Consider the following 17939-nt stretch of genomic DNA (forward strand, 5'->3'; position numbering starts at 1 on the left):
CGGATGTTTGCTTTTTTAAGCAGTCAGCCGGTACAGACTGCGCTTATTGTGGGCAGCTGCGCGGCGTTGGTCAGTGCCCTGATTGGGGTGTTTACTGTGTTGCGTGGAAATGCTTTCGCCGGTCATGCCCTGGCTGATGTCAGCAGTGCCGGAGGAGCCGCTTCGTTTTTATGGGGTATCAGCCCCTTGCTGGGGTTTCTCGGCATGGCCTGGATTGCTGCATTCGGGATGGAATTTCTGGGGGTCCGCAAGGCGCGGGAAAGAGATTTGGCGACCGGCATTGTGCTGGGTGCTGGCCTGGGGCTTTCCGCTTTGTTTTTATATCTGGATGTCACTACCACCAGTACCACCGGTGCCGCTGTATCGGTGATGTTCGGGTCTTTATTCGCCATTTCGCAAGGCTTGATCTGGCCGGCCATCCTGGCGGTACTGGCGGTGTTTTTGCTGGTCGGCTTGTTTTATCGGCCGCTGATTCTGACAGCGGTGGACCCGGATCTGGCGACTTTGCGGGGTGTTTCCCCACGCTGGATGGGTTTGCTACAACTTCTGGTGCTGGGACTGGCCGTTGCGGTTTGTGCTCTGGCGATTGGCGCGGTACTGGCGACGGCGCTCCTGATCGGCCCTGCCGGAGCAGCGATTCGTCTCAGTCGACGACCTGCCCAGGCCATTTTCTGGGCGATGATGATTGCCCTGACGGCGGTCTGGTCGGGAATCTGGATGGCCTATGAAAGTTATTACTGGTTTTCAGGTAATGCCTGGCCCGTCAGTTTTTTTGTGGTGGTCCTGATTTTTCTGTTTTATCTGCTGGCTATGTTCGGTTCTTCGTGGCAACACAAATACCGGCGCCGGGGCATCACGTCCCTGCGCCGTCTTCAGGAGCCTTAGCCGTGTTTTCCAGTTTTATGATCAACACCTGGATTGCGGGTACCGCCATTGCCCTGGTAGCCGCACTGGTCGGTTATTTTGTGGTTATTCGCCATTCGGCCTTTGCGGCCCATGCCTTGCCGTTGGGAGCCTTTCCGGGGGCGGCAGCGGCTAATCTGCTCGGAGTGAATCCTTTTGTTGGTCTGCTGGTTTTTGTGGGAATGGGGGTGCTGCTCTTGCGTCAATTGGCCCGTATAGGGCGGCGTGACGTGGGAACCGGACTGCTACTGGTGCTTTTTCTGGGAGTCGGTGCGCTTTTTCTCAGCATGACCAGTGAATACGCCCCTGAGGTATTTTCTCTGCTTTTTGGTGAGATGCTGGGCATCAGCGATGCGGATTTGTGGCCCATACTGGGGATTTGCGCTCTGGTCTCGGTGGTCATGATCACTATTTTTCGCCCCTTGCTGCTGGATTCCAGCTTCCCTGATCTGGCTGCTTTACAGGGGATTTCTGCCGCACGCATGGATCTGATTTTTTTAAGTCTGCTGGCGCTGGTGACGGCTTCAGCCCTGCCAGTCGTCGGTGCCTTTCTGGTGTTTACCTTGTTGGTGGGGCCGCCTGCTGCTGCCCAGTCGCTGAGTATTCACCCGCTGCGCAGTCTGCTCCTGGCGGTAATTTTTGCCGAGAGCAGCATCTGGTCAGCCATTGCGCTGTCCTATTGGACCAACTGGCCCATCGGTTTTTTTGTCGGCATGCTGGGCGCCGGACTTTTTACCCTGGCCCGCAGTTATCGCCACTGGAGTCAGCGAGAACGCCCGGTCGTGCAGGTTTCTGGCTTGTGAATAATGCCCACGCTGAGCAGAACGGCCACCGGACCGAAAGGGAGACAACGCGCGATAAAAATAAAAAAATAACTTATGAAACAACAGTATATGCAATCAAGCGCTAATCGCCAACCACGCAATGAGCGCCATATAAGCCAGAGCCATCATGACGGACAAGGTATATAAAGATCGGGAAGTAATGAGGGGGCTATCGTTATCGGATCTGATCAATGGCTTTCACAATAAAGCGAGTCAGGGACCTTCTGGGAGCCAGTCGTCATCCACTGCTGACGCATGTTGCACGGTTCGTCCGATTCTCAAGGTGCCGTCGGATAAACTCTTTGACATATTTAAAGGATATCTTTAATCAGCATGAATACGGAAAAAATCTCCGCAACCAAGCCTATACCTACAATAAATAAAACATGAATCAGATCACCCAGCAAACGGGAAATATCTATGCGCAAGGTGATAATCGACCAGAAGTCCTCCGCTGCCGAAAAAAACAGCATGAGTACCACCAGTATGGGAATTCCAATAATCGCCAACAGCCAGATCATGATCAGTGCCTCCTCAATGATTACCTTTGGATCATCAACGATATCAGCCTGCGAGACAAGTCAGCGAGTAATAACCAGCGGGGAAGACGCCTCCCCATTCCTTTATCCTGCCGGTATTTGAATGCTATTCTGCTTGATAGCCTGACCTATGTGTCAGAAGCACCAAGCGGACAATTGATTGGATGAGCCTCGCCACTGACCTGCTCCTTGCGCAAACCATTCTGGTCATTCACCTGGCCGTAATAACTTTCAATATTTTTGGTTTGGTGGTTATACCAATCGGAGCATGGCGCGGGTGGCCTTGGGTCAGGATATTCTGGTGGCGCGCATTACACCTTGGCGCACTCTTCGTTGTGGCCATTCAAGCTGTGTTGGGTCGAGCGTGTTTTCTGACCATTTGGCAGAGTCAATTGCAGCAGGCTGCCGGAGAACAAGGGTACCGGCAGCCATTTATTCAGACTTGGATAGATCACCTGCTGTTTTGGAATCTTCCGATCCTCTTTTTCAGCACCATTTATGTTCTGGTATGGATTTATGTGCTTTTTCTCTGGTGGCGAGTACCACCACGCTGGCGCTGATTGAGTGCCTGGTCATCGGTCAGCGCCTGGATCAGGACGTCGAGGATTACCCGAATCAGCATAAAAGCCTGTACTGACATAGTCACCTTTCATCCAGATACTCGGAAATGAACGTATCTCTGACTGGTAGCTGAGAAAGGCTAAAAGCACTCTGGTAGACCTTTATCCTGTTGCTGTACCAGGAGTCGCGTCATTCTTAGGTAAATCTCTTACGGTCATCTGAAGCGCTCCACCCCGATCTGGGTAAAATAAAGATTTAGTGAAATCGAGGATCAGTGAATTCTTCATCGTGCTGTACCCGTCTCCTGCCATTGTAGTAGTGTGACTCCACAGATTTTTTTCTCTACAAGACATGAAGCGCTCATAAGGCGCGCATAGGAAACCGATGCCTTCCAAGCTTTTTGTAAATCAGCTATGACTACCGCGTATGACCGTGAAATTCTCCAGTTAGATCCGGTCAAGGATCACTGCCGAATCACCTTTCTGATGGCAACTTGTGCGTATCCTTTTGATATACCGCGTGCGCTTGAACTAGCCCTGTTTCGTACGTATGCGGTACCCCGCATTTCTGGTCTCCTTCGCCACACAGGAGAACTCACTGAACGCACCCGCAAACGTTACGATGATACCGACCTGCTCCTCAGTGAATTGATTGAACACGGCTACGATAGTCCACGAGGGCAGGCTGCCATTGAAAACATCAACCGCCAGCACGCCAGATATACGATTCGCAATGATGACTATCTATATGTATTGTCTACGTTTATTTTTGAACCGATACGATGGATAGCGCGTTTCGGGCACCGCCCCCTGTCAGAAAAAGAACGCTTGGCCTGGTTCCACTTCTGGCGGGCCATAGGCATGCGCATGAACATTCAGGATATTCATGATGAATATGCTCAACTGGAGCAGTTTAATCGTTCCTATGAGGCAGAGCGTTTTCATTATTCCAATTCAAACCGGCATGTTGCAGACAAAACGATAGACTTGCTGCTGGGCTTTTATATGCCGCCCGTACTGTTTCGACTGGGACGGCCTGCCGTTTATGCGCTACTGGATCGCCCCTTACTCAATGCCTTGGGCTTATCTGGACAATCAATCTGGTTGAGCCGGGTGCTCACCCGTGCATTACTTTTGCGAGGAAGAATAGCCAGTGCGCTACCGCTCAGAAACAAACCCGTGATGCGTACGCAATTGCACCGGCCAACCTACCCAGATGGCTATCGCATTGACGATCTTGGTCCAGAAAAACCTATGCAGAAGCGGGATTGAAGGTCTACTTTAAAGACAAGCTCTTGGCCTTTCCTGTCTGCCAGTCGCGATTCTCAATGTTCATGCTCAAAAGACTGACTTGCTGCCGTCGAGTCCTGATGGTCAGCAGCAGACTGGAAGCGGCCATTCATTTTTCGATTCCTCGGTAGTGTGGTAAGCCCATCCTTGAACTGGCGAACTTATTACACAAAAACCACCTGTTCGATTTGGTTTTTTATGATAATCTGAGGAATATAAAGAATTTCGCATGCCTAATGAGACTTTTATGACTGACATCCCCAATTGCCCTGCCTGTGGCTCTGTTTTCACCTATCAAGATGGCGAACTTTTGGTGTGCCCTGAGTGTGCACACGAGTGGAAAGCAAGCCAAGATATAGAACCTCATGAAAATAAAGTCACTCATAAAGATGCTGTTGGGAACATATTGGTGGATGGAAATTCTGTTACCATCATTAAGGATCTTAAGGTGAAAGGAAGCAGTTCGACGCTTAAAATTGGCACCAAGGTACGGAATATTCGCTTAATTGACGAAGATCACAATATCGACTGCAAGATTGACGGATTTGGTCCTATGAAGCTGAAATCTGAATTTGTCAAGAAAACTGAAGCCTGATCCTGATCAGATACGGTCCCCTTACTTTTCAGGATCATCCCACTAGAAGTATTCAACAGGTAAGAAGTTCTATTGGCTGAAATAAGGCTGATGTTGACATTTCAGGTTGTTAGCGCGGTCTGGGTAAACTCCAGTGCCGGTACAGGGCCATCATCCGCAGAACAAAAGTCAGTGATGCGCCAGCCATAGTACTTTCGATGGCGGGTAAATGCATATAATCGCCAACCAGAGTAACCGCTGCTCCTAACAAGGCCGCAGACGCATAGATTTCTGCACGCAACACCACAGGAATCTGGGCGGTTAAAATGTCGCGCACCATGCCGCCGCCAATGCCGCTGATCATCCCCAAAACTGCTGCCATGACCGGAGACAAGCCAAAAGTCAAAGCCTTTTGTGCCCCTGTAGCAGCAAAAACACCGAGGCCGGCAGCATCAAAAAGCAGTACGGGGTGGCGCAAATGATCAAAAAGGTGATGAAAGAAAAATACACCAACACCCACGAGAACTGCTAGGGCCATGATATGCCAGTTGGCGATGGCCTCCGGGGGAATGGCACCGATCAGCAAATCCCGTAAGATCCCCCCTGAAACCGCAGTAACAACGCCCAATACGACAATACCAAAAATATCCATTTGACTGCGCACCCCGCGCATTGCCCCGCTGACGGCAAAGGCGAATATCCCTAATAGGTTGATCAGGTTCAAGAAGAATGTTGTGGTAAAATGACTCAACTGCACGGTCTCCATTTTTTGGTTTTTTTGCGCCAATAGATCGAGCGCCGGGGGATACTATATGGTTAGGTAACCGGGTGGAAGTCATCCATCCTTTGGGGCCTTGGAACAACTGCGCAATGGTATAAATTGCCACGCGGGACCGGTTTTAGTGGAAATACTTTGTGGACGGTAGAGACTTAAGCTGGGGCAGTTATCAACTGATCAAGCTAGTCGACATAGGTCTGTTGGAAGCGCTCTTTGGATCGTTTGTTCGCTTCATGGCGCTTTCCGGTCAGTGCTCAAGCGGCTGCGGGCTACGAGGAAGTAAGCGATACCGGTAGCCAACAGGGCGCCGCTGATCATGGCGTAGAATACGAGATCATCCTGCGGAATGGTTTCCCCTCCGCCTTTCACGGGGATCAAGATCAGTTGTCTTAACAGCGTAATCATGGCGACTTCAAAAAAGACCTCGACATGGAAAATACCACTGCGCATGAAGGTGATTTCGGCGGAAATCAGGGCTGACAGGACCCAAACAATAAAAAGCGTACCTAAGGCGTGGAGAAAGCCAGCTGCCAGTATGTGCTCCCGGAAGGCGTCCACCACATCATGACTGAATTGGATCATGATCAATACGCTGGCAGCCGCCAAGGCGACGGCAATAAACAGGTGAAGGGTATAATTCAGCATTCGTAGAACGCCGTTGAAACCATCATTCAACATCAGGACTCCTTTGGCTGGATGCGCATGCCTGGCGACGCAGGGCATGATAGATGATAACGAGGGAACCCTGCCATTGATTTAGTCTGGCAAATAATAATAAATAAATTATAAACATATAAAAATTAATCAATCTACTGAACTCAGCGAATCCATAAATCCACGATAATGTCGTTTCCAGTATCCCTCGCGAGCTAAGAGCGATGATGAAGTGGTATATTACCGCATAACCGTAGCGGAGCATTACCCTTACACATGGTTACACAAGATCATCTTCCTGATAGGGCAATAAAATCACCAGTTTCATATCCGTATGTGCCGCTGGTAATAAGGTGCTTTGTTCATACACCACGCGCCCATGCACTGGGTGCTGGAATACCCGGCGGCCGCCTTCTCTTTCCACTACATCCTGGGCAGGCCAGAGCCCGGCAAATGTGCGGCTCTGACTTTGCAGTTGGGTGATGATCCGGGCCATTTCGGGATCATCCAGGTGTTTGCCAACATCGGCACGAAACTCGGCGACCAGACGTCGGCAACGGCTTTGCCAATCATCCACAAAGTTTTTGGCGCCGGGGTCGAGGAACAGAAATTTCAGTAAATTGGGAGGCTTTTCCTCAGGAGCCGGGCTGGCTGGTAACCAGCCCGCAAAATGTGCGGCGGCGGCCGTATTCCAGGCAAGCACATTCCAGTAGCGATCCAGAATATAGGCGGGATATTGCAGGATTTTGAGAAGGTGGAGCAGGGTGGGCGCTACGGCAGAAGGGGGAGATTCCAGCTGGGGATCAGCCTTGCCCGCAAGATGAAACAAATGCTGCCGTTCAGCATGGGATAGTTGCAGTACCTTGCTGAGGCGATCCAGCGTGGGCACGGAAGGCTGTATTGGCCGCCCCTGCTCAATCCAGGTGATCCAGGTGCCACTGACTCCCGAGAGCATGGCGAGTTCTTCGCGGCGCAGCCCGGTAGTGCGACGGCGTCCAAGCGCATTCAGGCCAGCCTGCTGCGGTGTTGTTTTTTCGCGGTGGCGACGAATAAACGCCCCCAAGGCCAAGTTGTCTCCGGACATCGATATGATCCATGTAAAGCGCAATCATGGTAGTTAATATACCAGTATATATGCTCATATTGTACCAGTTTGATGGTCTTCGTATGATAAGGGTATATATTTTTTGGAAGACCTAAAACCCATGAGTAATCAGCAAAAACTGGTAGAGAAGCAATTCGGTGTGGCGGCGACGGATTATCTCCATAGCCCGGCACATGCACAGGGCGCAGATTTACAGCGTCTGCGTAGGGAGTTTGCCGAACAGCCCGCCATGCGGGTGCTGGATCTTGGCTGCGGGGCGGGGCATGCCAGCTTTACTCTGTCCGAAGTCGTCGGGGAAGTGCTCGCGGTGGATCTTTCCGGCGAAATGCTGCGTGTGGTAGCTGACGAGGCGCAACAGCGTGGATTGTCTAATCTCCACACCGAAAAAAGTATGGCGGAATCATTGCCCTTCGCCGATGCTTATTTTGATGGAGTGGTGACGCGCTTTTCTGCCCATCATTGGGCGGATGTCCCTGCGGCTCTTCGGGAAATGCGGCGTGTACTCCATCCTCAGGGAAAATGTGTCATCATTGACGTGTGTGCACCAGAAAATCCATTACTGGATACTTTTCTGCAGGCGGTCGAAATTTTACGTGACCCTTCCCATGTGCGGGATTACCGGGTTTCAGAATGGCAGGCGATGTTGGCTGCAGCCGGGTGGCAGGTGTCTGATCAGGATACCTGGAAGCTGCCCCTGGATTTTGCCAGTTGGATAAGCCGGATGCGCAGCCCGGAAGAGCGCGTAACAGCGATCAAAAGCGTATGGGCCGGGGCTCCAACCGAGGTCTGTGACCACTTTGCGCTGCAGCCGAATCATGATTTTTCGCTGGATGTGTGCTGGATGACGGCATTGCCCTTATGAACGACATTGGTTAATTTTGGACAGGGATGTTTGAGGAGAAGCTTGTGGCAGCAAAAACGCTTTATGACAAGTTGTGGGAAAGCCATGTGGTGCACACGGAAGTCGATGGTGCCGTATTGCTTTATATTGACCGGCAGTTGCTGCATGAAGTCACCAGCCCCCAGGCCTTTTCGGGTTTGCGCGCGGCGGGGCGCAAAGCCTGGCGGATTGATGCCAATATCGCCACGGCCGACCACAATGTTCCGACCACGGATCGGGCGGCGGGTATTGTCGATCCGACTTCCCGTTTGCAGGTGGATACCCTGGATCAGAACTGTGCGGAATTCGGTATTGAAGAATTCGGCATGCTGGATCCGCGCCAGGGCATTGTGCATGTGATTGCCCCCGAGCAGGGACTCACTCTGCCGGGCATGACCGTGGTGTGTGGCGATTCCCATACGGCGACTCATGGTGCGCTGGGTGCGCTGGCCTTTGGTATTGGCACCACGGAAGTGGAGCATGTGCTGGCGACCCAGTGTCTATGGGCACGCAAATCCAAAAGTATGCGGGTATGGGTGGATGGCGAACTGGGTCGGGGCGTCACCGCCAAGGATATGGTGCTGGCCATTATCGGCAAAATGGGTACGGCGGGCGGTACCGGCTACGCCATCGAATTTGCCGGACCCGCCGTGCAGGCTTTGTCGGTAGAAGGGCGCATGACCTTGTGCAACATGGCCATTGAAGCCGGTGCGCGCTCGGGCATGGTTGGCGTCGATGCCATTACCATTGATTACTTGCGGGGCCGTCCCTACGCCCCGGTCGGCAGAATCTGGGATCAGGCCGTGGCAGCCTGGAGTGAATTGCATTCTGATGCGGATGCCAGCTTTGATGCGGAAATTCGTCTCCATGCAGCGGATATCGCGCCACAGGTCACCTGGGGAACCAGCCCCGAGATGGTCGCAGAAATTGGCGCCACCATTCCTGATCCTGATCGGGAGTCCGATATGGTGCGTCGTAAGGGCTGGACGGACGCTTTGGCCTATATGGATTTACAGGCCAATACCCCACTGTCTGCCATAACGCTCGACAAGGTTTTTATCGGTTCCTGCACCAACGCGCGCATTGAAGATCTGCGTGCTGCTGCTGCCGTAGCCAGAGGGCATCAGAAAGCCGCTTCGGTAAAAGTGGCGATGGTGGTTCCCGGCTCGGGCCTGGTGAAAGCCCAGGCCGAAGCCGAAGGGCTGGATAAGATTTTCAAGGAGGCGGGCTTTGAATGGCGTGAACCGGGTTGTTCCATGTGCCTGGCCATGAACGCCGACCGTCTGGAGCCTGGAGAACGCTGCGCCAGTACCAGTAACCGGAACTTTGAGGGGCGTCAGGGAGCCGGTGGCAGAACCCATCTGGTCAGCCCGGCTATGGCAGCAGCAGCCGCGATTGCCGGACATTTTGTGGATGTACGTGACTGGTCCGCACCATAAAAAGCGCGCCCGCTCCTGGGTGTTGCGCATCGCTCTGGGCTTATGCAGCCTGGGGATGGTGGAAATTGGCATTTTTTCGAGCTTGCGGGGTTGCTCGGCAGAAGTGGCTGCCGTGGAATATCTCGTCAAGCGACAACTGGAGAAATAATGGAAGCTTTTACCGTATTAGAGGCGATTGTCGCCCCCCTGGATCGTCCCAATGTGGACACCGACGCTATCATCCCCAAGCAGTTTCTCAAAACCATTGAGCGACAGGGTCTGGGCAAGCATCTTTTCGATGCCTGGCGCTATCTGGAACAAGACGGCAAACAGGTGGATAACCCGGAATTCATCCTCAATCAGCCGATATATGCAGATGCCCGGATTTTACTGGCCCGGGAAAACTTTGGTTGTGGTTCCAGTCGTGAACATGCTCCCTGGGCGCTGGCGGATTATGGTTTTCGCGCCATCATTGCTCCCAGCTTTGCGGACATCTTTGCAAATAATTGTGTGCAGAACGGGATTTTATTGATTCGACTGTCGGCTGATGAAGTAGATCATTTGTTTCATGAAGTGGCGGCCAATCCCGGTTATCGTTTGCGCATCGATCTGCCGGCCCAGGAAGTGCAAACCATGGGAGATAGTCGCTATTGTTTCCCCATGGATGCCGGACACAAACACAAGTTATTGAATGGTCTGGATGATATTCAATTGACCCTGAAGCATGAAGGGGCCATTCGCGCTTATGAGGCAGCCCGTCGACAATCAGAGCCCTGGTTATTTCGGGATGGTATTTAAGGAGATTTGATCAATATGATTCAGGATGCAGCGATAGAAGATGAGGGCTTGCAGCCCATTCGTGCCGATGCCGTTATCATCGAAGGGAAAACTAAACGGGGCAAGCCCTGCAAGATCATTGACAATACCTGTCAGGTTCCCAGGCAGGAGTTGCAGGCGCTACTGGATGACCTGATCGAACAGGAACATTTCGGCCCTTCCGGTTTGAGCATGGCGGGAGGCAACAGCATTCGTATCGGGGCACCGCAATCTGCCCATGTGCAGCTTGGCAACGATATTTATCGCATGATTCTGGTGGATTACGAGGCGCGTATTGAAGTGTTTTGAGCCATGACGGCTCAGGGCATGAGTCGTTCAATCAACCAGGCATGACTGGCGTCATCAAGATGCCGATAGACAAATCGGTCATGCAGGCGATCACGACGGCCCTGCCAGAATTCAAAACGCTCGGGAATCAGCCGGTACCCTCTCCATGCCGGGTTGCGTGGGACGTTGTCCTCGGGATAGCGCTGCTGTAATTCGGCAACACGCGCTTCCAGATCAGCACGACTGGCGATGACCTGACTCTGGATGGACGCCGCAGCAGAATAACGGCTGCGGCTCGGGCGTTGTTGAAAATAGCTTTCGGCCGCTGCAGCATCCAGCAGTTCTACAGGGCCGTTGATGCGCACCTGACGATCATTTTCCGGCCAGTAGAATACCAGTGCTGCATGCGGGTTGGCGGCCAGTTCCTGACCCTTCTGGCTGCGCTGGTCGCTATACCAGCAGAGTCCCTGTTCATCAAAATGCTTGAGCAGAACATAGCGCGCATCAGGATGCCCGTCAGCATCAGCCGTAGCCAGCACCATGGCGGTTGCGTCAAAATTGCCCGCCTCTGTTGCTGCAGCTAGCCATGTTGCCAATTGCTGGAAGGGATTGCTGTCCAGTTCGTGTCGATGCAACTCCCCGTGGGTAAAATCCCGCCGGGTACTGCGATGGTCTATTTCACCTTCCATATGCATTTCTCTTTTGAGCAGAGCTCAGGCCTTTTTCTCAATGACGCCGTTTTCGCTACCGAAGAGCATCACATCGGCGCGCCGGTGGGCGAAAATGCCGTTGTCCAGCACGCCCGGAATCAGATTGATGGCGGCCTCCATTTTCACAGGATCAGAAAAATCCAGACCGGTGACATCAATGATGACATTGCCATTATCGGTGGTCACGCCATTGCGTAGGGTAGGGGTCCCACCCAGCTTGACCAGTTGTCGGGCGACAAAGCTGCGGGCAAAGGGGATGACTTCCACGGGTAGGGGAAATTTGCCGAGCATGGGTTTGTCTTTGCTGGCGTCGGCGATGCAGACGAACAGTCTGGCGGCGCTGGCCACAATTTTTTCCCGGGTCAGTGCCGCGCCGCCGCCTTTAATCAGCCGGAAATGCGGATCAGCCTCATCGGCACCGTCTACATAAACGGGAATGTCACCGGTGCTGTTGAGGTCCAGCACATTCAAGCCCTGGGCTTTCAGGCGATTTTCGGTGGCAATGCTGGAGGCGACATAGCCATCTACATGAATTTTTGCAGCACCCAGAGCGTCAATGAAAAAGTTGGTGGTCGAGCCTGTACCTACGCCGACCACCATCCCGGGCTGGATGTAGGAGAGGGCGGCTTCGGCCGCCATTTTTTTGAGAGCATCTGCATTCATTGCTGTTTTTCCTTGTTGGTCTGAAAAAGTAATCGTTGTATAAAAGCTTCCGTCAGTGCTGCTGCCGAGGCTGGATTCTGACCACTCAGAATTTGCGCATCATCGACCACATGGCTTTGCCAGGATTCCCCGACACTAACGAGGAATCCGGCATTTCTCAAGTGCTCCTCCAGAGTATAAGGCCAGCGGCCGGCCAGTGCAGTAGCGGCTTCTTCATCTGCACTGAAACAGGTGATCCGGTTTCCGGAAAAGGGCGGTTCGCTTTGATCGTGCGCAGTCGCCAATAAGGCAGCGCTCCCGTGGCATAAGGTCGCCAATACCTTGTGATGATCACGACAATGCTGGAGAAGGCGTGCAACATCGGCAGACTTTACCAAATCCATTAGAGGACCATTCCCGCCCGGAATAAATAATCCCTGCATAAGATCCAGCTGCCCGGCCTGCAGACCTTGCAGGGAGACAGGATGCTCCAGTTCGGTTATGCAGGTGATCTGCTTCGCCAGTTCGCTGGCTTTTTGCGAGTCATGGTTGAGATTGGCAGGATCCAGACTTTCCGGATCTACTATGGGGATACTGCCGTCTAGCGTACCAATAGACAAAGTCCAGCCAGAGTTTTTCAGCAAATTCCACGGAACGACCAATTCTTCAGCCCAGAAGCCAGTGGGTATGCCGGTGCCATCCCGGAGTTGCAAAACCCGGGCGCTACTGAGCAGAAATAGAATATAGGGCTGCTGTTTCATGAGAAAAGTGTAACACAAAAGCCTGCTGAAACAATAAAAACATATGTAAGGTTAATCTTGTATTTTTATAATATACGACCGTAAATCAGGTTATTTAAAATATAAATAAAAATACAATAATATATTATTTTTAATATTTCCTTGTTGATCTATTCAAAATCTATATCAATACAAGAGAAGAAATTATAAGCGGAAAAATACAACATTAAACATTGAAGTAATGTTTTTTAATTTTAATTTTCACAATAACAAACTGATTATTATTGATTTTTTGTAATATAACAAAATAAGAGTATTATTATATTCGTAATAAAAAATTAAATATATTCATAGCACTAATGAGACTTTTATTAACCCAAAAATATTTGTGGGGATGTTCTATTGATTTGCAGGCTTCTCTGCACTACTTTTACACCCGAGATTCAAATTAGCATAAAAAGTATAAGTTTGTATTGTTTTCATCAAAAGCTGATTGGATAGTAACCGCTATCTTGTTTTATTGCGGATCATCTGTTGTCCGCCAGGGAGAAATACATAATGGATATTAAGTGGAGGAACTGGCTGAAAAAGGGATGGCGCGCTGCGGCGTTGGCTCCCATTTTGCTGCTGGGTGGATGCGCACATAACCCTTACTGGATATTTGATCCCAAGGGTATCATGGCCAAAACCAACCTGTTTTACATGATCGTGGATGTGGTGATCATGGGTGCGATTGTCGGACTGACGGCCTTGCTGGTGGTCTGGTTCATGTGGCGTTACCAGAAAGGCAAGAACCGGGGCAAGTATGATCCGCACTGGTCTCATTCCAACACCATTGAAGTGTTTGTCTGGGGTATTCCCATTATTGCCGTCGGATTTCTGTCCTACTTCGCCGTAAAAGGGACTTTCGAAATCAATCCTTATAACCCGACGGTAATCACCCACCATATGAAGCCCAATGGGGACCCGGTGGAAGTGGATGTCATTGCCACTGACTGGCAATGGTTATTTGTCTATCCGCAATATCACATGGCCGTAGCCAACGAGTTGGTCTTGCCGGTGCACACCCCGGTTTTCTTCCGCCTGACCTCCAGTGCCGTGACCACAACCTTTTTCATTCCCCAGCTGGTCGGCATGATTGACGTAATGCCCGGTATGCGCACCAAAAATGCTTTGTTAAGTAATCATGCAGGTGAATACCAGGGTATTGCTTCCGACTTTGCCGGCGCGGGTACTTCCTGGATGACCTTTAAAACCAAAATGGTCGATAAGGCCGACTTTTCGCAATGGGTACAAAAAGTACAGCAGGCCCCTGGCACTATGACCTACGCCAGCTTTAACCGTTTTGCCCAGCCCTACATCAATGTCAATCACCACGTGGTTTACTTCTCTTCAGTCGAACAGGGACTTTTTGATCATGTCATGACTGAGGTGATGCGCGGAAAAACCTGGCCACTCCCGCCGATGATGACGGAAAACATGGTCGACTACATGAAAAAGCAAGCCGCTGAACATCGCGATTAATCGGAGGATCATCACATGCTCGTAGATTTACCTGGGGGCTGGAGCCCTCTTCTGGGGCGTCTCGCCTGGTCGCAGATTCCCTATGCCAATCCGATTCTGGCACCGCTGTTTGTGGCGGTGGTCATCGGAGCCATTATCGTCCTTGGTCTGATTACCTACTACGGTAAATGGACTTATCTCTGGAAAGAATGGTTGACTACGGTTGATCATAAGAAGCTCGGTGTCATGTACATCATCATCGGTCTGGTGATGCTGTTCCGGGGCTTCATCGATGGTTTGATGATTCGTACCCAGCAGGTCTGGGCAGTGGGTCCGCATTCTTCCGGGGTGTTCGGATCCCTGCATGGTTATCTGACCCCCTTTCACTTTGGTCAGGTTTACAGTGCCCACGGTCTGATCATGATTTTGCTGGCAGCAACTCCCTTGCTGGTAGGTTTCATGAATATCATCGTGCCCATTCAAATCGGTGCGCGGGATATGGCCTACCCCTACCTGAATGCCCTGGGTTTATGGATTACGGCTGCGGCTGCGGCCTTAATCATGATTTCCCTGTTTGTGGGGGATTTTGCTCACAACGGCTGGTTTGAATACGCGCCGATTTTTGAAATGCAGTACAGCCCGGGCGTGGGTGTGGATTACTGGATCTGGACCCTGCAGTTGGTGGCTTTGGGTACGACCCTGGGTGGTATCAACATTCTCGCCACAATCATCAAAATGCGGGCGCCTGGCATGAGCTGGGGCAAGTTGCCGATTTTTGTGTGGGCCTCACTGTCGGCCAACGTCATTGCCCTGACTTCTTTCCCGGCATTGCAGGTGGCGCTGGGTCTGGTTGCCGCAGATCGGTATCTGGGTGCGCATTTCTTCACGGCCGGTATGGGCGGTAATTTGATGCTCTATACCAACCTGTTCTGGATCTGGGGTCACCCGGAAGTGTATTTCGTGATTTTGCCGGCTTTCGGCATGATGTCGGAAATTTTCCCGACTTTCTCTGAAAAACCCCTGTTTGGTTATATCACCATGGTGCTGGCCAGTATGGCTATTGCCGGGGTGTCCTGGCTGGTCTGGTTGCATCACTTCTTTACCATGGGCGCAGGTCCCTATGTCAATACGGCTTTCAGCGTGGCCACCATGCTCGTAGGTATTCCTACCGGGGTGAAGGTATTTAACTGGGCATTTACCATGTACCGGGGTCGTCTGACCTTCAATGCCGCCATGCTCTGGGCGATTGGTGCGCTGTTTCTGCTGCTGATCGGTGGCATGACCGGCATGATGCTGGCCATTCCTGCCATTAATTATATGGTCCATAACAGCGTGTTTGTGGTCGCCCACTTCCACTCCATGTTGCTGGTTATTGTCTATGCCATTTTTGGCTCTGTCCTGTACTGGTTTCCGAAAGTATTCGGCTTCAAGCTGGATGAATTCTGGGCGAAAACCATGTTCTGGCTGTTCTCCGCAGGCACGGCACTGGTATTTGTGCCCATGTACATGCTCGGCTTTATGGGCATGACCCGGCGTCTGGAATATGTATTCAATACCGGATGGCAGCCTTATCTGGACGTCATGGAGTTTGGTATCGTCGTTTACACCCTGTCGGTATTGGCATTTTTTATCCTGCTTTATGTCAGTGTGCGTGATCATGCAAAAAATCGTGTGGGCGCGGACGCCTGGGGAACCTCACGTTCTCTGGAATGGATGACTCATTCTCCCGTACCGTTTTACAACTTTGCAGTGCTTCCCCATATCAATGAGCGGGACGAAGTGGCATGGCGCCGGCAGCATGGTATCGACAACGTCCGTCCTGAACATTACGAAGACATTCACATGCCCAACAACACGGGTGTGGCCATCATTCTGGGCGGCCTGACTTTCGTGCTCGGTTTCGCACTGACCTGGCGGATCTGGTGGCTTTGTATTGTGTCATTGTTGGCCATCATCGTGTTGATGATTGTCCGTTCGTTCAGGGGAGATCCCGGCTATATCATCACCGGTGCCGAGTTGCAGCGGATGGAAGAAGAGGCCTATCGCCGTGAGGCGCAAATTGCCGACAGTCATCACAGTCATCCCGTCAGCGGTGGGGTAGTGGGTAATGCCATGGCCTATCAGCGCAACGATTCGTCGAAATAGGCAGTTCTAAATTCGACAGAATGGCTTCAGTGCGCAGGCGGCATCCAGCACAACGGACGTCTGCGCTACTCACGAATTGAGGAGTTTTAATTATGAGTTCACATGCCAGTACGGTTGATCCCAAAAAAGCGGAATTGTGGGATACCCATCATCATTCCCATGACGTGATTTCCACCCGCACCCTGGGATATTTTTTGTACCTGCTCAGCGACGGTATGTTGTTCGCGACATTGTTTGCCGCTTATGGGGTGCTGAGTTATCAACATAGTTATTTCGGTGGGCCGACCCCTGCTGAATTCGTCAAACCCTGGTACACCTTTGCCCAGACCATCGCCCTGTTTTTGAGTGTTCTGGCTTATGGTTTCGGTATGAATGCCCTGAAGCACAAAAATAAGAGCGGCTTGATCAACGGTATGCTGGCAGCTTTTGTGCTGGGTGTGGTTTTCCTGGTTCTGGATATTCATGACATGAGTCATCTGTATTCCATGGGTATTACCCTTGCCAGCAGCGGCGGCATGTCGGCATTCATGGTGCTGACTCAGGTGCACGCGACCCATATTTTCTTCGGCTTGATCTGGATTCTTGTGATGATGGCCCAGGTGATGACCAAGGGCTTTACCGAGGAAACGGTGGGTCGTCTGCTCACCCTGCGGATGTTCTGGCATTTGCAGGCGGTGATCTGGGTTTTTGTTTATATCTTTGTCTACTTGTGGGGATACATATCATGAGTCACGGTGCCGCAGATCCGACCATGCATCCGGAAGTGCAACTGTCCACTTCCAAGGGCTACTTTCTGGGTTTTGCCATTTCGGCTTTCCTGATGTTGGTGGCAACTTTTCTGGTGACCTCTCATTCGGTTCCACCTTTCGGTTTGTTAATGGTGATTTCAGTGTGTGCGGGAATTGCCGTGATTGCCCAGATTTATTTCCTGCTGCATATCGATATTTCCGAACACAACATCTGGAATACCGTGGCTCTGGTGCTGTTTATTCCTTTGTTCCTGATTACCATCGGGCTGACCTGGTGGATGTTCTCACAGCTGTATCTGCGGACCATGGATATGTCGGTGATGTCATCGGCCATGCAACCTGCCGTGCATGCATCAGCCACTCCCGGAATGGCAGCCATGCCGGGGATGAATGCCCATACGGATTCAGGTAACTAAGGAGCACGAGAATGTCCACGTCCCTGGGAGCAAAACCTTCAGTAGTGTCGGATTCAACACTCCCCCACGCCATAGAAGGGGAGATGACGCCGGTAGTGCGTTGGATTGGCCGGATGATCACCGCAGCCCTGCTGCTGGCGGTGGCGGCGGGCCTGTGGCAGGGCTTCAGCAGTCACGGACTGCTGAATGGCCTGGTCAACGGCCTCAAGGCCAGCGAAGTCGGCTTTGCCATCGTCCTGATCCTGCTCGGCAGCATCGTTGAAGGCTTTGGCTATGGCCTGTCTCTGGGGACCAAATGGCCCTACACCCGCAATATTGTGGTGCTGATGGTCCGGGGTGACCCGGAAGCCGCCCATCGGGTCGTCGCCACCCTGGTCGGACTGGTTGCCCTGGCACTGGTCATTC

21 protein-coding genes and 1 pseudogene are annotated in these 17939 nt (G+C 51.8%); 15 read left to right on the forward strand and 7 right to left on the reverse strand.

The window, feature by feature from the left end:
- The first annotated feature begins 3 nt into the window (after window positions 1-3).
- Window positions 4-885: a metal ABC transporter permease gene (locus tag H7F11_RS07385; protein ID WP_193650965.1), complete on the forward strand. Its 882-nt coding sequence runs from the start codon at window positions 4-6 to the stop codon at window positions 883-885.
- A gap of 2 nt (window positions 886-887) precedes the next feature.
- On the forward strand, window positions 888-1706 hold the full coding sequence (locus tag H7F11_RS07390) for a metal ABC transporter permease (protein ID WP_193650966.1): 819 nt from the start codon (window positions 888-890) through the stop codon (window positions 1704-1706).
- Between the two features lie 332 nt (window positions 1707-2038).
- Here the strand turns inward: H7F11_RS07390 and H7F11_RS07395 are convergent, their stop codons facing one another.
- Entirely contained in the window at window positions 2039-2248 is a 210-nt protein-coding gene (locus H7F11_RS07395) for a hypothetical protein (RefSeq protein ID WP_193650967.1), read from the reverse strand.
- Between the two features lie 182 nt (window positions 2249-2430).
- Here H7F11_RS07395 and H7F11_RS07400 point away from each other — a divergent pair, with 182 nt between their 5' ends.
- The 3 genes from H7F11_RS07400 (at window position 2431) to H7F11_RS07410 (ending at window position 4711) form a co-directional block, all read left to right on the forward strand.
- Window positions 2431-2826, forward strand: coding sequence for a DUF2784 domain-containing protein (locus tag H7F11_RS07400; RefSeq protein ID WP_193650968.1), 396 nt, complete (start codon window positions 2431-2433; stop codon window positions 2824-2826).
- Window positions 2827-3240: 414 nt separating this feature from the next.
- A complete protein-coding gene (locus H7F11_RS07405) occupies window positions 3241-4098 on the forward strand; it encodes an oxygenase MpaB family protein (RefSeq protein WP_193650969.1) in 858 nt (285 codons plus the stop codon).
- A 265-nt stretch (window positions 4099-4363) separates the two neighbouring features.
- The gene (locus H7F11_RS07410; protein ID WP_193650970.1) at window positions 4364-4711 is read left to right on the forward strand and encodes a zinc ribbon domain-containing protein YjdM; all 348 of its coding nucleotides are present in this window, start codon (window positions 4364-4366) and stop codon (window positions 4709-4711) included.
- A gap of 109 nt (window positions 4712-4820) precedes the next feature.
- Here the strand turns inward: H7F11_RS07410 and H7F11_RS07415 are convergent, their stop codons facing one another.
- From H7F11_RS07415 to H7F11_RS07425, 3 genes are all read right to left on the reverse strand, one after another.
- Entirely contained in the window at window positions 4821-5447 is a 627-nt protein-coding gene (locus tag H7F11_RS07415; RefSeq protein ID WP_319803362.1) for a trimeric intracellular cation channel family protein, read from the reverse strand.
- A gap of 252 nt (window positions 5448-5699) precedes the next feature.
- Window positions 5700-6146: a phosphate-starvation-inducible PsiE family protein gene (locus tag H7F11_RS07420; protein WP_193650971.1), complete on the reverse strand. Its 447-nt coding sequence runs from the start codon at window positions 6144-6146 to the stop codon at window positions 5700-5702.
- Window positions 6147-6402: 256 nt separating this feature from the next.
- A complete protein-coding gene (locus tag H7F11_RS07425) occupies window positions 6403-7206 on the reverse strand; it encodes a helix-turn-helix transcriptional regulator (RefSeq protein WP_193650972.1) in 804 nt (267 codons plus the stop codon).
- A gap of 121 nt (window positions 7207-7327) precedes the next feature.
- Between H7F11_RS07425 and H7F11_RS07430 the strand changes: the two genes are divergently transcribed.
- Genes H7F11_RS07430 through H7F11_RS07450 form a run of 5 tightly spaced genes read left to right on the forward strand, consistent with a single transcriptional unit; the run spans window position 7328 to window position 10650 of the window.
- Complete coding sequence (locus tag H7F11_RS07430; RefSeq protein WP_193650973.1) at window positions 7328-8089, forward strand: class I SAM-dependent methyltransferase; 762 nt, start codon at window positions 7328-7330, stop codon at window positions 8087-8089.
- A 44-nt stretch (window positions 8090-8133) separates the two neighbouring features.
- A complete protein-coding gene (gene leuC, locus H7F11_RS07435) occupies window positions 8134-9546 on the forward strand; it encodes a 3-isopropylmalate dehydratase large subunit (RefSeq protein WP_193650974.1) in 1413 nt (470 codons plus the stop codon).
- The gene (locus H7F11_RS07440; RefSeq protein ID WP_193650975.1) at window positions 9527-9694 is read left to right on the forward strand and encodes a hypothetical protein; all 168 of its coding nucleotides are present in this window, start codon (window positions 9527-9529) and stop codon (window positions 9692-9694) included. Before leuC ends, H7F11_RS07440 begins: the two co-directional genes overlap by 20 nt.
- Window positions 9694-10323, forward strand: a complete 630-nt coding sequence (gene leuD, locus H7F11_RS07445) for a 3-isopropylmalate dehydratase small subunit (RefSeq protein WP_193650976.1) — start codon at window positions 9694-9696, stop codon at window positions 10321-10323. Before H7F11_RS07440 ends, leuD begins: the two co-directional genes overlap by 1 nt.
- Before the next feature lie 15 nt (window positions 10324-10338).
- Entirely contained in the window at window positions 10339-10650 is a 312-nt protein-coding gene (locus H7F11_RS07450; RefSeq protein ID WP_193650977.1) for a hypothetical protein, read from the forward strand.
- Between the two features lie 11 nt (window positions 10651-10661).
- On the opposite strand, the gene pdxH is transcribed toward H7F11_RS07450, so the two are convergent.
- The 3 genes from pdxH to H7F11_RS07465 are packed head-to-tail and all read right to left on the reverse strand — an operon-like array spanning window position 10662 to window position 12742.
- Window positions 10662-11318 (reverse strand): pyridoxamine 5'-phosphate oxidase, encoded by a 657-nt coding sequence (gene pdxH, locus H7F11_RS07455; protein WP_193650978.1) that lies wholly within the window; start codon window positions 11316-11318, stop codon window positions 10662-10664.
- 24 nt (window positions 11319-11342) lie between these two features.
- A complete protein-coding gene (rpiA, locus tag H7F11_RS07460) occupies window positions 11343-12002 on the reverse strand; it encodes a ribose-5-phosphate isomerase RpiA (RefSeq protein ID WP_193650979.1) in 660 nt (219 codons plus the stop codon).
- Entirely contained in the window at window positions 11999-12742 is a 744-nt protein-coding gene (locus tag H7F11_RS07465; protein WP_193650980.1) for a type 1 glutamine amidotransferase domain-containing protein, read from the reverse strand. The genes rpiA and H7F11_RS07465 overlap by 4 nt, the downstream gene beginning before the upstream one ends.
- A gap of 537 nt (window positions 12743-13279) precedes the next feature.
- On the opposite strand from H7F11_RS07465, the gene H7F11_RS07470 reads away from it, so the two are divergent.
- The 5 genes and pseudogenes from H7F11_RS07470 to H7F11_RS07490 all read left to right on the forward strand — a co-directional run.
- Entirely contained in the window at window positions 13280-14245 is a 966-nt protein-coding gene (locus tag H7F11_RS07470) for a COX aromatic rich motif-containing protein (RefSeq protein WP_193650981.1), read from the forward strand.
- Window positions 14246-14260: 15 nt separating this feature from the next.
- Entirely contained in the window at window positions 14261-16369 is a 2109-nt protein-coding gene (locus H7F11_RS07475) for a cbb3-type cytochrome c oxidase subunit I (protein WP_193650982.1), read from the forward strand.
- Window positions 16370-16461: 92 nt separating this feature from the next.
- Complete coding sequence (locus tag H7F11_RS07480) at window positions 16462-17097, forward strand: cytochrome c oxidase subunit 3 (RefSeq protein ID WP_193650983.1); 636 nt, start codon at window positions 16462-16464, stop codon at window positions 17095-17097.
- Entirely contained in the window at window positions 17094-17534 is a 441-nt protein-coding gene (locus H7F11_RS07485) for a cytochrome o ubiquinol/quinol oxidase subunit IV (RefSeq protein ID WP_193650984.1), read from the forward strand. The genes H7F11_RS07480 and H7F11_RS07485 overlap by 4 nt, the downstream gene beginning before the upstream one ends.
- Window positions 17535-17545: 11 nt before the next feature.
- Window positions 17546-17939: pseudogene (locus tag H7F11_RS07490) on the forward strand (cytochrome C oxidase assembly protein); the annotation flags it as partial.

It is taken from the genome of Acidithiobacillus sp. HP-2, from assembly GCF_015100155.1.
Lineage (GTDB): Bacteria > Pseudomonadota > Gammaproteobacteria > Acidithiobacillales > Acidithiobacillaceae > Acidithiobacillus.

Coding starts and splice junctions, on each gene's coding strand:
- pdxH (WP_193650978.1), bottom strand. CDS start 11,318: ATGGAAGGTGAAATAGACCATCGCAGTACCCGGCGGGATTTTACCCAC.
- H7F11_RS07465 (WP_193650980.1), bottom strand. CDS start 12,742: ATGAAACAGCAGCCCTATATTCTATTTCTGCTCAGTAGCGCCCGGGTT.
- H7F11_RS07485 (WP_193650984.1), top strand. CDS start 17,094: ATGAGTCACGGTGCCGCAGATCCGACCATGCATCCGGAAGTGCAACTG.
- H7F11_RS07475 (WP_193650982.1), top strand. CDS start 14,261: ATGCTCGTAGATTTACCTGGGGGCTGGAGCCCTCTTCTGGGGCGTCTC.
- H7F11_RS07425 (WP_193650972.1), bottom strand. CDS start 7,206: ATGTCCGGAGACAACTTGGCCTTGGGGGCGTTTATTCGTCGCCACCGC.
- H7F11_RS07470 (WP_193650981.1), top strand. CDS start 13,280: ATGGATATTAAGTGGAGGAACTGGCTGAAAAAGGGATGGCGCGCTGCG.
- H7F11_RS07420 (WP_193650971.1), bottom strand. CDS start 6,146: ATGTTGAATGATGGTTTCAACGGCGTTCTACGAATGCTGAATTATACC.
- H7F11_RS07400 (WP_193650968.1), top strand. CDS start 2,431: ATGAGCCTCGCCACTGACCTGCTCCTTGCGCAAACCATTCTGGTCATT.
- H7F11_RS07385 (WP_193650965.1), top strand. CDS start 4: ATGTTTGCTTTTTTAAGCAGTCAGCCGGTACAGACTGCGCTTATTGTG.
- H7F11_RS07405 (WP_193650969.1), top strand. CDS start 3,241: ATGACTACCGCGTATGACCGTGAAATTCTCCAGTTAGATCCGGTCAAG.
- leuD (WP_193650976.1), top strand. CDS start 9,694: ATGGAAGCTTTTACCGTATTAGAGGCGATTGTCGCCCCCCTGGATCGT.
- H7F11_RS07410 (WP_193650970.1), top strand. CDS start 4,364: ATGACTGACATCCCCAATTGCCCTGCCTGTGGCTCTGTTTTCACCTAT.
- rpiA (WP_193650979.1), bottom strand. CDS start 12,002: ATGAATGCAGATGCTCTCAAAAAAATGGCGGCCGAAGCCGCCCTCTCC.
- H7F11_RS07450 (WP_193650977.1), top strand. CDS start 10,339: ATGATTCAGGATGCAGCGATAGAAGATGAGGGCTTGCAGCCCATTCGT.
- H7F11_RS07480 (WP_193650983.1), top strand. CDS start 16,462: ATGAGTTCACATGCCAGTACGGTTGATCCCAAAAAAGCGGAATTGTGG.
- H7F11_RS07395 (WP_193650967.1), bottom strand. CDS start 2,248: ATGATCTGGCTGTTGGCGATTATTGGAATTCCCATACTGGTGGTACTC.
- H7F11_RS07430 (WP_193650973.1), top strand. CDS start 7,328: ATGAGTAATCAGCAAAAACTGGTAGAGAAGCAATTCGGTGTGGCGGCG.